This window comes from Proteus mirabilis ATCC 29906, assembly GCF_000160755.1.
GTDB lineage: Bacteria > Pseudomonadota > Gammaproteobacteria > Enterobacterales > Enterobacteriaceae > Proteus > Proteus mirabilis.
In genome coordinates, this window is the sequence record NZ_GG668578.1 from 256,863 (window position 1) to 273,171 (window position 16,309).

17 protein-coding genes are annotated in these 16,309 nt (G+C 37.6%); 11 read left to right on the plus strand and 6 right to left on the minus strand.

The features are described from left to right. The first annotated feature begins 134 nt into the window (after window positions 1-134). From HMPREF0693_RS09280 to efeB, 5 genes are all read left to right on the plus strand, one after another. A complete protein-coding gene (locus HMPREF0693_RS09280; protein ID WP_004245023.1) occupies window positions 135-692 on the plus strand; it encodes an iron transporter in 558 nt (185 codons plus the stop codon). A 65-nt stretch (window positions 693-757) separates the two neighbouring features. After that, entirely contained in the window at window positions 758-1,105 is a 348-nt protein-coding gene (locus HMPREF0693_RS09285; protein WP_004245024.1) for a cupredoxin domain-containing protein, read from the plus strand. 2 nt (window positions 1,106-1,107) lie between these two features. Then, entirely contained in the window at window positions 1,108-1,944 is an 837-nt protein-coding gene (locus HMPREF0693_RS09290) for an FTR1 family iron permease (RefSeq protein WP_004245025.1), read from the plus strand. Then, on the plus strand, window positions 1,934-2,857 hold the full coding sequence (locus HMPREF0693_RS09295; RefSeq protein WP_004245026.1) for an EfeM/EfeO family lipoprotein: 924 nt from the start codon (window positions 1,934-1,936) through the stop codon (window positions 2,855-2,857). Before HMPREF0693_RS09290 ends, HMPREF0693_RS09295 begins: the two co-directional genes overlap by 11 nt. Next, a complete protein-coding gene (efeB, locus tag HMPREF0693_RS09300) occupies window positions 2,844-4,112 on the plus strand; it encodes an iron uptake transporter deferrochelatase/peroxidase subunit (protein ID WP_036932362.1) in 1,269 nt (422 codons plus the stop codon). The genes HMPREF0693_RS09295 and efeB overlap by 14 nt, the downstream gene beginning before the upstream one ends. A gap of 64 nt (window positions 4,113-4,176) precedes the next feature. Here efeB and HMPREF0693_RS09305 read toward each other — a convergent pair whose 3' ends face one another. Next, window positions 4,177-4,866 (minus strand): helix-turn-helix domain-containing protein, encoded by a 690-nt coding sequence (locus HMPREF0693_RS09305; protein WP_004245028.1) that lies wholly within the window; start codon window positions 4,864-4,866, stop codon window positions 4,177-4,179. A 230-nt stretch (window positions 4,867-5,096) separates the two neighbouring features. On the opposite strand from HMPREF0693_RS09305, the gene HMPREF0693_RS09310 reads away from it, so the two are divergent. From HMPREF0693_RS09310 to htpX, 5 genes are all read left to right on the plus strand, one after another. Further along, window positions 5,097-7,433, plus strand: coding sequence for a molybdopterin-containing oxidoreductase family protein (locus HMPREF0693_RS09310; RefSeq protein WP_004245029.1), 2,337 nt, complete (start codon window positions 5,097-5,099; stop codon window positions 7,431-7,433). A 2-nt stretch (window positions 7,434-7,435) separates the two neighbouring features. Further along, window positions 7,436-7,987 carry a 4Fe-4S dicluster domain-containing protein gene (locus tag HMPREF0693_RS09315; RefSeq protein ID WP_004245030.1) on the plus strand — a complete coding sequence of 184 codons (552 nt, stop codon included), beginning with the start codon at window positions 7,436-7,438 and terminating at the stop codon, window positions 7,985-7,987. Between the two features lie 2 nt (window positions 7,988-7,989). Continuing rightward, window positions 7,990-8,802, plus strand: a complete 813-nt coding sequence (locus HMPREF0693_RS09320) for a dimethyl sulfoxide reductase anchor subunit family protein (RefSeq protein ID WP_004245031.1) — start codon at window positions 7,990-7,992, stop codon at window positions 8,800-8,802. 223 nt (window positions 8,803-9,025) lie between these two features. Beyond that, window positions 9,026-9,586, plus strand: a complete 561-nt coding sequence (locus HMPREF0693_RS09325) for a LemA family protein (protein ID WP_004245032.1) — start codon at window positions 9,026-9,028, stop codon at window positions 9,584-9,586. Between the two features lie 59 nt (window positions 9,587-9,645). Beyond that, window positions 9,646-10,611 carry a zinc metalloprotease HtpX gene (htpX, locus tag HMPREF0693_RS09330; RefSeq protein ID WP_004245033.1) on the plus strand — a complete coding sequence of 322 codons (966 nt, stop codon included), beginning with the start codon at window positions 9,646-9,648 and terminating at the stop codon, window positions 10,609-10,611. Window positions 10,612-10,703: 92 nt separating this feature from the next. Here htpX and HMPREF0693_RS09335 read toward each other — a convergent pair whose 3' ends face one another. The 4 genes from HMPREF0693_RS09335 to HMPREF0693_RS09350 all read right to left on the minus strand — a co-directional run bounded on the left by HMPREF0693_RS09335 (window position 10,704) and on the right by HMPREF0693_RS09350 (window position 14,102). Further along, entirely contained in the window at window positions 10,704-10,886 is a 183-nt protein-coding gene (locus HMPREF0693_RS09335) for a DUF2526 family protein (protein WP_004245034.1), read from the minus strand. An 88-nt stretch (window positions 10,887-10,974) separates the two neighbouring features. Then, the gene (locus tag HMPREF0693_RS09340; RefSeq protein WP_017628285.1) at window positions 10,975-12,204 is read right to left on the minus strand and encodes an MFS transporter; all 1,230 of its coding nucleotides are present in this window, start codon (window positions 12,202-12,204) and stop codon (window positions 10,975-10,977) included. Between the two features lie 189 nt (window positions 12,205-12,393). Continuing rightward, on the minus strand, window positions 12,394-13,164 hold the full coding sequence (locus HMPREF0693_RS09345; protein ID WP_004245036.1) for an ABC transporter permease: 771 nt from the start codon (window positions 13,162-13,164) through the stop codon (window positions 12,394-12,396). After that, window positions 13,161-14,102, minus strand: coding sequence for an ABC transporter ATP-binding protein (locus HMPREF0693_RS09350; protein WP_004245037.1), 942 nt, complete (start codon window positions 14,100-14,102; stop codon window positions 13,161-13,163). The genes HMPREF0693_RS09345 and HMPREF0693_RS09350 overlap by 4 nt, the downstream gene beginning before the upstream one ends. A gap of 848 nt (window positions 14,103-14,950) precedes the next feature. On the opposite strand from HMPREF0693_RS09350, the gene can reads away from it, so the two are divergent. Continuing rightward, window positions 14,951-15,604, plus strand: a complete 654-nt coding sequence (gene can, locus HMPREF0693_RS09355; protein ID WP_004245038.1) for a carbonate dehydratase — start codon at window positions 14,951-14,953, stop codon at window positions 15,602-15,604. 59 nt (window positions 15,605-15,663) lie between these two features. On the opposite strand, the gene hpt is transcribed toward can, so the two are convergent. Then, entirely contained in the window at window positions 15,664-16,206 is a 543-nt protein-coding gene (hpt, locus tag HMPREF0693_RS09360) for a hypoxanthine phosphoribosyltransferase (protein WP_004245039.1), read from the minus strand. Window positions 16,207-16,309 lie beyond the last annotated feature (103 nt).

A 16,309-nucleotide genomic window follows, 5' to 3' on the forward strand; every position in this document is an offset into this window, starting at 1 on the left:
AATCTTATTTTTATCCTTTCCCACTTCAAATTAAACGATATTTTTCTTACATAAGTTTCTGCTATTTTTGCTATAAATCATGTTAATCTTAATAAGAATAATAACAATTATCATTCAATATATAAGGATTAAACATGAACTCTCGTTATGTGCGTGCTCTCACGTTGTTATCATTAATTCCCACTTCTGTCTTCGCTCTTGAGTATCCCGTAGGTCAACCAATCATTAAAAATGGCATGGAAATTCAAGGTGTCTATCTACAACCTATCACGATGGACACAGAGGAAGGCCATCATGCAATGAAGCACCTACCTGCTGATAAAGCTGATATCCATTTAGAAGCAGATATTCATGCTGTTGAAGATAATCCGAATGGTTTTGCTGAAGGTGATTGGATCCCTTATCTCACTGTTGAATATACCGTGACTAAATTAGATGCACCGGAGAAAAAACAGCAGGGAACTTTTATGGCCATGGTCGCCAGTGATGGTCCTCATTATGGTGAAAACCTAAAATTAGATGGCAACGGCCAATATAACGTTACCTATAAAATTTACCCGCCTTCTTACAATAAAGATGTCGTTTTTGGTCGTCATATCGACAAAGAGACGGGGGTAGCCGCTTGGTTCGAGCCTTTTGAAGTGTCATGGGATTTTAACTATAGCGGTACTGGCCGTAAAGGCAGTTACTAATTAGCTTAATTATTGATAGCCCTGTGTATAGGGCTATCTCCTCTATTTTGTTAAGTGAAATTTCAATGATTAAACATCTCTATCAATACACGCTATTACTGCTATTAATGATAGCAAGCTCTACTTTAGCCGCAGAAAAATACACCGTTGAATTAGAAATGAAAGAGGGGGAACTGATCCCTCGAGTTTTAAATGTTCCTGCTAAAACTCCTATACGGATCAAAATTCGCAATACTGGTAGTAGCCCCGTTGAATTTGAAAGCACTCAATTACGTAAAGAAAAAGTATTAGCGCCTGGGGCAAGTTCTGTCGTTGTGATTGCGCCTCTAAAACCTGGACGTTACACCTTCTTTGATGATTTTCATCTGTCTCACCCTCAAGGTGAAATCGTTGCGACTGAAAAGGCTGAATAAATATGGGACAAGTTCTATTTGTTGTTTGGCGAGAAAGTTTTGAAGCTCTGCTGGTGGTAGGGATCATTTATGCATGGATAAAACGCTCTCCTACCCCTAAACAAGGTATGAAATATCTCTGGGGAGGAGTAATAGTAGGAATACTACTCTCTATTCTTTTAGCTCTTAGCATTTATGGGGTATTTAGCTCCTTAGAAGATATCTGGCAATCTCTGTTTATGGTTATGATGGAAATCATTGCCTGCCTATTAATTGTTCAGATGGTCTATTGGATGAACAAACAAGGTAAATCACTAAAAGCCAATATCGAAAACGAATTGACACAAAAAACACAACAACAAAGTGTCTGGGGGATTTTACTGATCATCGCCATTGCCATTGCGAGAGAAGGCAGCGAAGTGGTTGTTTTCCTATCAAGCCATATTATGGCTCTCACAGCACAAACCGCGTTGTCTTTCTTGATTGAAGTATTCATTGGCCTATTGATAGCGGGACTAACTCTATGGTTATTTTTGCTAACATCAAAAATGATTTCTTGGCGTAAATTCTTTGTTATTACCGGATTTTTACTGCTTTTCCTCGCCGTTTCCTTGCTATTAAAAGCAGTAGAAGAGATAGCTAATCTACTTATTGAAATGGATATTGAATTACCTGACTTTTTGATTTATCCACTATGGGATCTTAGCCATATTCTGGATGATTCAAGCATTTTTGGTAATTTCTTAGTTTCATTCTTTGCTTATCGCTCACAACCCATCGGTTTAAGTGTTGTTACTTTTATTGTGTTTTGGTTGGTGGTCGCACTGTTATTTAAACAAGGGGATCGTCATGCCAAATAGCGCCCTATTGAAAGGTGATCATATTGTCATCTTGCTATTGATATCGCTATGCTCTTTTTCTGTTTCTGCAAAAAAAATCATTCAAGGCATTACTCAAGATAGTGAAAATATTGTTGTTGCTAAAGGGGATATTCCCACTCCTGAAAAATTTACAACCAATATTCTTAACTATCGGCAGAAAGCTGTTGATCAGTTGACCTTCGTTGAAACTGCATTAAAAAATGTCATTGTTAACAGTGAAAAAAATCAACTGACTGATGCCCAACTCGCCTATCAACAAGCGCATTATCACTATGAGGTGATCCGCCCGATTATTGCATTGTTTGGCGCTACTGAACGCCTATTAAATAATCGGGCTGATTTCTTTCTTGAAAGAGAAAACTCGCCCCGTTTTAGTGGATTTCATTTGGTTGAATATCAACTCTTTAAATTAGAGGATATGCAATCGTCAGCCGAGTCAGCCAAGGCACTGTTAAGAGGCATTAGTGATCTAAAAAAACGCTTAGCGATTGAAGATATTCCCATTGCTAAATTAGTGCAATCTGCAGGTGATAGTTTAGAGCTGATTTTAACCGACAAATTAGCCGGTATTGAAAATCAATATGCAAAAAGTGATCTGGGTGATGGGTATGCCAATTTATACGGATCACGCTTAATTATTGAGTCGCTATCTAACCATATTCCACTTCAGGAATATCAATCACTACGCAAACAGTATGACACTATTAGCAAACTATTTTTAAAATATCAGCGAGATGAAGAACTATTCCAGCCTTTAGATACGCTTTCTGATAGTGAGAAAGCAGTGCTCTTTGCACAAATAACACAATTAGCGGAGCAAGTTGCACAATTACGTAACGTGCTCAATATTGATGTCTATTATTACTATAAAGAAGCATATGGTGAAAAATAAAACTCTGTTTAAATCACTTCTCACAATCCCCGTTAACCACCATAAACGTACAACGTTAAAATGGTTAGGCGGTAGTTTACTGCTTGCCAGTATGGGCGCAAATGCCATCGAAAAAAACAAGTGTTCACCAACACTTCGTTATCAACGTGCTATTAACTACTTAGGAAAACATCAAGCTGGGGTTATCACGCCAGAACAAAAGCATGCTTCATTTATTGCACTTGATTTAACAGTAACAACCCCTGAGGAAGTAGAAAAAATTTTCCGAACCTTAACACAGCGGATTGCTTTTTTAACACAATCTCGTGAACTTAAAGAAAGTCATAATCCTCACCTTCCCCCCGCAGGATCCGGTATTCTAGGTAGCCAATTATACCCTGATGAATTAACCATCACAGTGGCGTTAGGGGATAGTTTTTTTGATAATCGGTTTGGTTTTCAAGCTCATAAACCCAAACGCCTTGAAGCAATGAAACCCTTCCCCAACGATCGCTTAGATCCTAAATGGTGTGGCGGTGATCTGTTACTTCAGCTTTGTGCCAATAGTCAAGAAAGTATCATTTATGCATTAAGAGATATTTTAAAATATCTTTCTGGGCAAGTGCATGCACGATGGAAAATAGATGGTTTTCTACCTGCTCGTGATATTGATAATCAACAAACGCCAATTAATTTATTTGGTTTTAAAGATGGCACAGGTAATGCCCCTGCCACTGACACTCATTTAATGGATGATTTAGTGTGGATCACCGATAAACAAAATGAACCGCAGTGGTGCTTAGGAGGTAGCTATCAAGCAGTGAGACTTATTCGTTTTGCCTTGGAATTTTGGGATAGAACACCTCTTGAAGATCAGGAGAATAACTTTGGTCGTCATCGTGCAACAGGCGCGCCGATAGGAATGAAGCAAGAAATGGACTCACCTGAATTTGCACAAGATCCTCATGGCGACAGGATACTCTTTGATTCCCATATGAGACGAGCTGAACCCAGAACCCCCGAACGTTATAGCGCCAAACTGCGTCGTCGCAGTTATAGCTACTCATTAGGGCTAACACCGTCAGGGCAATTAGATATGGGGCTTGTCTTTGTCTCATTTCAGAATAACCTTAAAAAAGGCTTTATTGATACGCAAAAGCGTTTAAATGGTGAACCGTTAGAGCGCTATATAAAACCTTTTGGTGGGGGTTATTACTTCGTATTACCCGGCGTCACACAAGCAAGCGATATATTAGCTAAAGGACTATTTACTTAATTTTTGCTATTTTCAAATACGTTTACTTTTCCAGTAAACGTATTTGATAAAAATATTCGCAATATTAAGATAAAACATGGCGAATTTTTGCTTTTAATGCATTACCTAATTCTATTTGGTTTTCAGGTTTAATAAATCCCATGGTCAATGCGGCTGCGACCATTTCACCTTTCCTATTAAATACAGGACATGCAATAGATTGAGCCCCAGGAATACCTTCAGCGGGTTGTTGGCGAATAGCAAAACCTTGTTGATGTATACTGTTTTTTTGCTGTATTGATAAATCAGCATCAATTTCTAAATGACTAAAGACTGCATAAGTCGCGCCTGCCGCACTCAATTTATGTGGAACGGGTGTATTTGGCAGAAAATCAATATCGACATGTTTAAAACTACGATTATATCTCACTAAATAGAGCTTCTTACCTTGAGCAATAACAAGTCCTGTTGACATATTATGCTCATCTCTAAATTCACAAAGCCTTTGATTAATTTCATCAACTAAAGAGAGGTTTGTGTGTGTTGCCTCAGCTAGCATTATAATTTTGCTACCTAAACAATACTGCCCTCCTTCACTCTCTTGATAGAGCATGTCACTACGGCAAAGAGACACTAAATATTTATGTAGACGACTTTTTGATAGTGAGCATGCCTTAGCTATCTCAGAAGAGCGTGCAGCACCTCCTTGAGATGCTAAAAACTCTAAAATAGTCACTGCGATATCAACAGAGTTAACCCCTTGAGAATTCTGCATTTATTTCTCCACGCCTAAGCCGTTATTTATCTTTATTTATGACGATAATTGTTTGTTCTTTTTTTATTCATTTTTATAGTTATTCACACTAAAAATTTTATGAAAAATAAGAATATAAATCATTTTCTGTTGATTATCTTCTTTATTTATCCTTGAATGATCTAACTCAAGTTTATTATTAATGAACTGAGTTTATATATAGTTAACATTGTTATGTGTGAGAATGTCCTATGTATAAAAATAAACAGTGGGAATTAGATAGAAGAACGCTATTAAAAGGAATGGGAGCTATTGGTTTGGCAGCTCTTTCCCCTAATGCGTTTAGCCTAGCTAATGAAAATAAACCCATATTTAACCAGAAAACTCGGATAAAATTATCTGAATATCAAACTTTTCAATCCACCTGTGCAATGGAATGTCTCCATTGTAACCTAACCGCTTTTACTCATCAGGGAAAACTAATCAAAATTGAAGCTACAGAAGGCTTTAATGTCAAATGTTGTTTACGAGGAATTAGCCGAACTAAATGGGTATATCATAAGGATAGACTCACTACACCTTTGCTACGTGTTGGCGAAAAAGGTAAGGCTGAGTTTAAACCTATTAGCTGGAATGACGCTTTAGATCTTATCGAAAAAAATATTCGAGAAACTATCGATAAATATGGCAACGAAGGGCTTTTTATTTCTACTCACGCTGGAAATATGGATTCCATCAAAAACGATATGGGTAAAGCCTTTTTCGACTATTTAGGCGGTTCTACAAAACAAGCCGGCTCTTTATGTTGCTCTGCGGTTACTGCAGCTATGATCCCTATGGTTGGCCTACGCTATGCAGATACGCGTGATACGGTAAAAGATAGCCGTTATATTCTATGTTGGGGCAATAACCCAGCAGTAACTATGCACGCCTACTTTAAAAATTATAATCAGGCTCGCCGTAATGGCGCCAGAATGGTAGTCATTGATCCGCGTTTTAATGAAACCGCAGCCAAAGCTGATGAGTGGATCCCCATTATTCCGGGTACCGATACCGCCCTTGCATTAGGAATGATCAAATTAATCATTGAAGAAAATCTTACAGATAAACCTTTTTTGCGTGCCCATACCGGAGCGGTGTATTTAGTCGATGAACAACAAAAACTACTACGTGATTCAGCTAATGATAAAGATAGCTATTTAGTCTTTGATACCCTAACTCAGCAAATTGTTCGCCATGATACCCCCAATATTGTACCGGCGTTAACTCATGATGAACTGCCAAATAAAATAAATTACACCACCGTTTTTGAACAAATCTATTTGCAAGCTAAACCCTGGACTATCGAAAAAACCAGTAAAGAAACAGATATTCCACAAGAGACTATTATTCGTTTAGCTCGAGACTACGCGACAATAAAGCCTGCAATGATTGTACAAAATATGTCTGGCGCACAACGCACTGAATTTGGTGCCTATGTTGCAGCAAGCCAGTTTTATCTTGCTCTATTAACCGGCAATATTGGTAAGAAAGGCGCGGGTATTTGTGATGCCGGTGGCGTGCGTCAGATGGCAAAATTTAATCCTATTATTCCCCCTGCACCAAATGTTAAACCCATTAATCCTATTCCTGTTGCAAAAGTGGGTGAATGGATAGTCAACGAAAGACCCCACCCGATTAATTTCTGGTGGATCATGACGATGGGGGTGATGACACAATTACCCAATACCAATATGGTACGTAAGGCGCTAAAAAAAGTTCCTTTTGTTGTTGTAGCCGATAATTTAATGTCATCAACAGCGCTTTATGCCGACTTAGTACTTCCAGTGACAACCATTTTTGAAGATACAAGTTTAATGGCCGGTGTGCGTAGCCAATATGTTCAATTAATGGAAAAAGCCGTTGAACCACCAGGAGAAGCAAAGCCTGATTATTGGATTTTTGCCCGTCTTGCTGAACGCTTTGGTTTCGGTGACGTATTTAATCAACCTATTGAGCACTATATTGATACTTGCCTCGCGGGATCAGGTATTACGCGAGAAATGCTAGAAAAAGGGCCTGTACGACCAGTAGAAGGCGATTGGATCCCATTTAAAGACGGAATATTTCGTACATCAACCCAAAAAGCACATTTCTTTATTGAAGAATGGCAAGATAAAAACTACTCCCCTATAGTCACTTATTATCCAGTAAAGGAATCGACAACAGGCTCCCCTGAATTAGCAAAAAAATATCCGTTAATGGCTGTGCAACGTAAGCTAGCACGTAGTGTTCATTCAAGCCATGGGATGAATGAATGGATTTTAGAAGTACAGCGTAATCAACCCAATATTTTAATACATCCTAATGATGCGTTATCTCGTGGAATAAACAATGGTGATTGGGTGTTTGCTTTTAATGATAGAGGTGAACATAGAGCAATAGCCGTTGTCACCACACACATAAAACAAGGTGTTGTTTCTCTTGATAATGGTTGGTGGGAACAACAAGGGGGGAGTAGTAGCCATGTAACAAATGACCATGTTGAACCTTTAGGTAATGGTCATTGTTGTAACAGTACCCTAGTTAATGTGAGACGGGAGGCATAATCATGGCTAAAAAACAGTATGGTTTTCTGATTAATAGTAAAGATTGTTATGGCTGTCGCACTTGTTCGATGGCTTGTAAATCAGAAAATGTTACCCCTCCTGGAGTCTTGTGGCGTAGAGTACGCGAATTCAATGAAGATCTGCCCAATGCGCAAGCTTTTATCACTATGTCCTGTAATCATTGTGACGATCCACAATGCTTAAAAGTATGCCCTGCCGATACTTATACTAAGCGAGCCGATGGGATTGTGATACAGGATCATGACAAATGTATTGGTTGCCAAATGTGCATTATGGCATGCCCTTATAATGCGCCGGTTTACGATCCTGTAGAAGGGAAGACCAGTAAATGTAATATGTGTGCCGATAGAATAGACGAAGGCTTAAAACCTCGCTGTGTTGAATCTTGTCCAACTGGTGCCATTGAGTTTGGCGAAATTGAAGATTTGCGCCAAAAACATATCACAAATTGGGCATTATTAGAAAAACGTTATGGGGTTCCTGATCATACCATCAGTCATCCTAATATTGTCATTATTGGTATGGAGGATTAACCATGCATGATTATCAAATGCCTTTGGTTCTATTCACCGTAATGAGTCAATGGGGGATCGGTGCCGTACTTGCCTTATCTCTTTATCAATGGCAAACACAAAACTCCGCCATGTTAAGCCCCAAAGCGTTACGTACAACGATTGCCCTTATTTGGTTAATTGAAGTAATTGGTTCTTCTATGTCAATGGGACACCTAGGCGATCCTCTCGGCGCTTATCGCTCAGTACTTGGTATTGCTCACTCATGGTTAAGTCGTGAAGCTATTGCCTTTGTTATGTTAAACGGTTTAATTTCCCTCTGGGCATTAGCAAGTTGGCTACAACCAAATAAAATACGCCGTAATAGCCTACTAGGTCTGTTCTGTGGCCTTATTGGCTTACCCGTTATTTTAATAACAGCACAAATTTATTATCAAATGCAAACACATGCGTTATGGCATACCCCCGCAACACAAATAAGTTTTATTGGTACGGCCCTATTATTGGGTTTTGGCTCTGTTATTCCTTGGTTACAGTTGCAAGGTAAAAAAACCATTCATACATTGCATTTCGGTGCTTTTATCGGCTTACTGTTAGTATTGATGGGATTAGTAATACGAGTTCAAATTTCAGGTGCTAACGTAGCGAGCTTATTGTTATGGTGGCAAGTCATCGCCAGTTTAATAATAGGATGTGTTATTATCACACTATCTCGTAGCTCTTTGTTTACAAAGGCTTTAATATCAATTATTACTATTTTTATCCTTTTTAGCGGTGAAATCGCCGGCAGAATGCTATTTTATGGCAATGTGATGTCCCAATCACCTTGGTTTTAATTTTTATTTTCCCTAACATGAGTCCTATTTATTTTGCCCCAAATTTATTTGGGGCTTTTTTATACTTCAAACAACATTCTTTTTAAGATATTAAGTGACATATCAATATTCTTTTTCTCTTTGATGAAATAATCATCTAGCTATCTTGAATAATAATAGGCAAAATTAACATCAATGAGTTAGCTAAATTCCCTGTTTATTATTAGAAAAGAGAGCGCTTCACATGACTGGATTAATTATTACCATCGCGTTATTGGGTCTTATTTTTTATTATTACAACCGTATTATCTCTATGCGTGAAGCGGTTATCTCAAGTGAAACAGAAATATCGGTACAACTCGACCGTCGTGGTAAAGTGTTTGATAGCTTATTAGCTACAGTAAAAAAATATCTTAGTCATGAAGCCGATGTTTTTACTAAAATCACCGAATTAAGAGCTAAAACACAAAGTAGCAATAACCAAGAAGCAAAAGCGGCAGAAGATGAGCTATCAAAAATTGTTTCAAGTGGTGCGATTAATGTCGCTGTTGAAAACTATCCTGAACTAAAATCAGATACTATCATGGCTAATTTACAAGAAGAGATTGTCTCAACAGAAAATAAACTCTCTTTTGCTAAACGTGGCTATAACCGTACCTTAGAGCAATATCGTGCGTTTATCGCCTCTATCCCTGCGGTATTTATTGTGAAGATTTTTCCAAGTCTCGTGATTAATAAAGAATACTGGCGTCTTGATGAAACAGCGATTAAATCAGAAGAAGCGCGCCGTATTAACTTTGATTAACACCACGCACCATAGCTTATACATAAAATAATACGGTAGATATTATTGGAGAATAATAAATGGATTTCAGAAATGTACTGCGAAAAAATGCCATTCGCACTCGGTTTGTGATAGTCACCTATTTACTATTAATGCTAATGATCGGCTTATTAGTTGATAGCGCGATAGGTGCCAATCCTCATTTAAGTTTAATTGATAATATGCTGGCATTTCTGACATTCCAATCACTGCCTATTGCTTCATTGATTATTGTTGCCATTTCAATTGTGTTGCTGATTATTGTTCACTTTAAAGGGCATAAAATCATGTTGACGGGCATGAAAGCACGATTAATTAATTCTGAAGAGCCATTAAATGCCCAAGAGCGACAATTATTAAATATCGTGGAAGAGCTTAGTTTAAGTGCGACTTTGGGCTATATCCCTAAGCTTTATATTTTAGATACACCAGAAGCCAATGCCTTTGCTGCCGGCTGGTCTGAAAAAAATGCCTTTATTGGTGTCACTCGTGGGTTGTTAAATCAACTTAATCGCCAAGAAATACAAGCCGTATTAGCCCATGAAACAGGTCATATTATTCATGGTGATACCCGTTTAACACTGTATGTGGGTATTTTAGCAAATGTTATTTTAACGGTAACAAATATCTTTGGTAGCCGCTTATATATAGCCTCTGGTAACCGTGGTGGTAAAAGTAATGATGCCGCCAGTAAAGCACGATTGATTTTAATTGTACTCAACGTTGTTTTACCCATTATTACTCAAGTGCTCTATTTCTATTTATCGCGGACACGTGAATATATGGCAGATGCGGCAGCGGTTGATCTCACCCAAGATAATCAATCAATGATCAATGCACTAAAGAAAATTGCAGCACAACACGAAACTGAAAATTTTGAAGATGGCTCTACAGGACGAGCATATCGCAAAGCAGCCTTTATTTTTAATAAGGGAGACTCTCTTTTTTCAACCCATCCTTCGATTGAAAATAGAATAGCAGTGCTCGAAGGAAAAAAGACTTTTTAAACCAACAGATTAAAACAAAAGCGTTTATCCATTATTATGGAATAAATACATGAAATAAACGCTTTTTGATTATTCTATCATTATAAGGTTGCTTAGCGCTGTTTTTCACCATGATGAAAAATAGCCGTGCGTAGACGCTCTTGCTGTTCATAACGCTGAGCAAAAGCTATTGTGTTATCTTTACCTAATTCCACCAGCAATTCATTCATCGTTTGTATGCTAGCACTGGCAATGGCCTCATCAACCTGCTTAATCACTTCCTCATAATGAGACATAATTATTCCTCTTTTCCTATAAAATACTTATTAGCTATCATATAACAAGAAAGGAGACGTTCTGTATTTTTAGTCATAAAAAAAGTGATTAAATGGAATTAAGTGGTCTATTTTTGGTTTCTTTACCTAATAACATAACCGCTAGTATCGCTATCACAATGGAAAGGCTAAAAATAAGAAAAATAGTGCTTATGTCAAATTGATATTGCACTAAATAGCCTACCATCAGTGGCCCTAATATTCCGCCAATACGGCCTATTGCCGTCGCCGTTCCAGCGCCTGTAGCTCGTATACCATCAGGATATTGTTCTGGGGTATAGGCATATAATGCCCCCCACGCACCTAAATTAAAAAATGATAACAACATACCGAACACTAATAGTGTGGTTGTGGAATCGGCTACGCTAAAATAGTAAGCGCTAATCGCGGTGCCTGCTAAATAGGTGATTAACACAAATTTACGACCATAACGTTCAATAAACCATGCTGCGGTAAAATACCCCGGTAACTGAGCGAGTGTCATGATCAACACATATTGAAAGCTTTTAATTAAACTAAAGCCTTTTAACATTGCGACACTCGGTAGCCATAAAAAAATGCCATAATAAGAGAACACCACACAAAACCATAATACCCACAACATCAGTGTTGAACGGCGATATTGAGGTGACCAAATCAATGCCATTGATTGGCGAAGAGATAAACGATTTTGTAATAATGACTGTGTGGAACTGGGTTCTGGTAACTTTGAACGCAAATAGAGTGCATAAACTGCGGGTAGTGCGCTCAATAACATAGCCATACGCCAGCCATAATCAGGAATAATAAAATACGCTATTAACGCGGCAATTAACCACCCTACCGCCCAAAAACTCTCTAATAAAACAACAATACGACCACGCTCATGAGCTTTAACACTTTCACTCACCAATGTAGAAGCAACGGGTAATTCTCCGCCTAAGCCCATACCAATAAAAAAGCGTAAAATTAATACCACCATTAAGGAGCTTGCTAATGCGGTTAAACCGCAACCAAGGCTAAATAGCAGCAACGTTAAGATAAATACCGGTTTACGACCTTTTCTATCGGCCATAATGCCAAAGACAAAAGCACCTACGGCCATACCGATAGAATTAATACTGCCAATCCAACCTAATTGCGCTGCTGTTAATCCCCAATCTTCTTTTAACGCCGTTAATAAAAAGGCGAGAAGCCCCACATCCATTGCATCGAAAGTCCACCCCATTCCGGCAATACATAACAATTTACGACGAGAAAGTACCGTTGGTTCTTTTGCTGTTTCGCTTGCCACTGCCATGCTTCTATCCTTTACCATCCCAAAGTTATTTGTTTAGTATACTAAACAAAGAAATTAGACTTGTTAATAGCAAAAGACAAATTTAAATAAAATTTAACATAACTGAATGAAATTTAGCTAAAAAAAATCGGCATCTGTTGTTGCAGACACCGATTTTAATTTTTATTACCTTAAACACTAATTTGTAGATTAGCTTCTTAAACCGCGACCTTTTTCAATTAAGTACCAGGCTACGATATAAAACACGGCAATAAACAGGCATAGTACCGTGATTGTCACCGTTAATGACACATCAGTGATCCCTAAAAAACCATAACGGAAACCGCTTATCATATAAACAATCGGGTTTAATTTAGAAACACCTTGCCAAAATGCAGGTAATAAGGAGAGTGAATAAAACACACCTCCTAAATAAGTTAATGGCGTTAAAACAAAGGTGGGAATAATACTAATATCATCAAAGGTTTTCGCAAAAATGGCATTCAACAATCCTGCGAGAGAAAAAACAATCGAGGTCATTAATAATGTCACCACAACCATTGTCCAAGAGTGTATCTCTAGTGGTACAAAAAATAGTGAAACCAGAGTGACCAATATCCCAACACAAATACCACGGGCGACACCACCACCCACAAATCCGGCAATAACAACATGGGTCGGTACTGGCGATACTAATAATTCTTCAATACTACGTTGGAATTTAGCGCCAAAAAATGAAGAGGAGACATTAGCATATGAGTTTGTGATCACCGCCATCATAATCAAGCCGGGAACAATAAACTGCATATAATCAACACCGCCCATATCACCAATACGCTTACCAATTAAGTTACCGAAAATAACAAAATAGAGCGACATCGTGATAACAGGAGGAATTAAAGTTTGTACCCAGATACGACCAAAACGGGTCACTTCTTTAATCCAAATCGTCTTGAGGGCTACCCAATACAACTGAATCATTCCCTCTCTCCTTTTTCTGTTTCTGTATGATCTTCATTAACTAAATGCACAAATAACTCTTCAAGGCGGTTAGCTTTATTACGCATACTTAAAACTTGAATACCTTGTGCATTGAGCTGAGCAAAAACCCCATTCAATCCTTGCTCTCTTTTCACATCAACTTCTAGTGTTGATGTATCGACTAAACGATATTGGTAATTTTGTAATTCAGGTAACGGACTTTTTGCCGCTAAGTCTAAAATAAAGGTTTCAGACTCTAATTTACTTAATAAACCTTTCATACTGGTGTTTTCAACCAGTTCACCACGCTGAATAATACCAATATTCCGACACAGCATTTCTGCTTCTTCAAGATAATGTGTGGTTAATATAATAGTGGTGCCCTGTGCATTTAAATGTTGTAAAAACGTCCACATTGAACGACGTAATTCAATATCTACTCCCGCCGTTGGCTCATCGAGGATCAGCAATTTAGGCTCATGCATTAATGCACGCGCAATCATTAAACGCCGTTTCATTCCCCCAGATAAAAAACGTGCTCTATCATCTTTTTTCTCCCATAAATCTAATTGGGTTAAATATGTTTTTGCACGCTCTAATGCCACTTTTCGTGGTACACCATAGTAGCCAGCCTGATTAAGGACAATTTGTAATACGGTTTCAAAAGGGTTGAAATTGAATTCTTGTGGCACTAATCCGAGTTGTCTTTTAGCATTAACCATATCGGTATCAGTGTCATAGCCAAATACTTTGACTTTACCACTGCTCTTATTCACCAAAGAGCTGATAATCCCTATGGTGGTCGATTTTCCTGCACCATTAGGGCCTAATAGCGCATAAAAATCCCCCGCTTCTACGGTTAAATTAATTCCTTTAAGCGCTTTGACACCATTATGGTAAGTTTTCGTTAACTCGGTTAACTCCAATGCATAAGTCATAAGTGGAAATTACCTTTTATCAACTGCATTATTCAGCATTGACTGAGCTGAAATCAGAAATAGCTATTCAACTAAGCCTTACTCCCCTGAGTGCAAATCAGGATAGGTATAGAAAATGGGCTTAGTTCAATAGGATCAAAATGGAATAAGATATTCTAGAGAAAAATAAGACGTAAATAAACCGTTTTACAGATAATGCCTCAAACAGATAAATAAATTTTATTTAACTATTTTAATAGTCAATAGAGCGAACACTGCAATTACTGATCAATAAAAATGACGATTAATTGTAGCTATTTTCCAGTATTAATCTCAATAAAAAGCCAATAATAACTAAATGTTATTATTTAGCCTGTTTGATAGCAATAAATTTATTGGCCTTATTACTCAATCTGACTGATAGATATTATCATGCGCTTTATTACCTCCAATAATTTATCAATAAAAAACGGACAGATACCGTTAACAGGTTTTATCCTCATCATTCGCCAGCCCAAATAAACATTAATATTTTTTATGAAAAAATAATTACCCTCGATTATTCAAAATAAGAATAATCGAGTTAACAATCAGTTATCTTTTTATACATTTGATTTACATCAAATAATGTGTTGATAAATTCATTAAACAAATACTGTAAAAAGTTCTATCTTATTTGAAAGCAAAAATAGACAAGCAATTAACTGTCACTTGGCTCAAAAAAAGCCTTCTGATTCATTTAAAAGTAATGGTATAAAAATACCCTTTCTTTATTGAGCTTAAACATCCAACAATAACACTAAAGCTATTTCGTGTTGGCCTACTGTCAGCGCAAATGGTGGGAAACTGAATTTACAGGCAGTCACATCATGATGAGAAAAATTGAAGAACTGTTAGCCAACAATAAACAATGGTCAAGTTCTGTTACAGAAGAAAACCCGCAATTTTTTAAAGAGCTGAGTAAAGGCCAAAAACCTCATTTCTTATGGATTGGTTGTTCAGACAGCCGCGTCCCCGCTGAAAAATTAATTAATGCCGCCCCTGGTGATTTATTTGTACACCGCAATGTGGCAAACCTTGTGATCCACACCGACTTAAACTGTCTTTCTGTTATTCAATATGCCGTTGATGTCCTACAAGTTGAGCATATTATTGTTTGTGGTCATTATGGCTGTGGTGGTATTGAAGCTGCTATTGAAGGGACTGAACTGGGCTTAATTAATAACTGGTTACTGCATATCCGTGATATCTGGTATAAACATAGCTCCATGTTAGGTGAACTCGCACCACAAGATAGATTAAATTTACTCTGTGAACTTAACGTGATAGAACAAGTTTATAACCTTGGTCACTCAACTATTATGCAAGCCGCATGGAAACGTGGACAAAAAGTGATGATCCACGGTTGGGTTTACGGTTTAAACAATGGTGAATTACACGATTTAGATATCACCTCAGACAGTCGTGAAAAACTAGAACTCTCTTATCGCCAAGCTATTGCAAAATTAAGCCATCCACGTTGATTTTCTAATATTAAACCCGCCAAAGCGGGTTTTTTAATATACGATATAAATCAACAAGATTATTCATCTAGTAGCGTTACATGACCAATATAAGGTAGGTGACGATAACGTTGTGCATAATCAATGCCGTAACCTATAACAAACTTATCTTCAATAGAGTAGCCAATCCACTCTACTGGCACATCCACTTCACGACGTGATGGCTTATCAAGTAGCGTACAGATAGCAATAGAGGCAGGCTCACGTAAACTTAAAATCTCTTTAACACGGTTTAAAGTATTACCTGAGTCAATAATATCTTCAACAATCAGAACATCTTTACCACGAATGTCTTCATCAAGATCTTTAATGATTTTAACGTCTCTTGTTGACGTCATTCCATTACCGTAACTTGATACTGTCATAAAATCGACTTCATGTGGCACTTCAATTTCACGACATAAATCCGCCATAAAAATAAAAGAGCCTTTTAATAAGCCAATTAAGACCAAATCGTGTTTTTCTTGACGAGAACGATAATGTTCTGTGATTTCACGACCTAATTCAGCAATACGCTGTTTGATCTCTTCTTCAGAGATCATGACATCAACAATATGTTTCATGATTTATTTCGATTGGGTTAACGGGGAAAGCAACCGATTGTACCAGAATTTCTATCATCATGCGACGTTGTCAACGAAGGAAAATAAGGGAATAAAATATTAG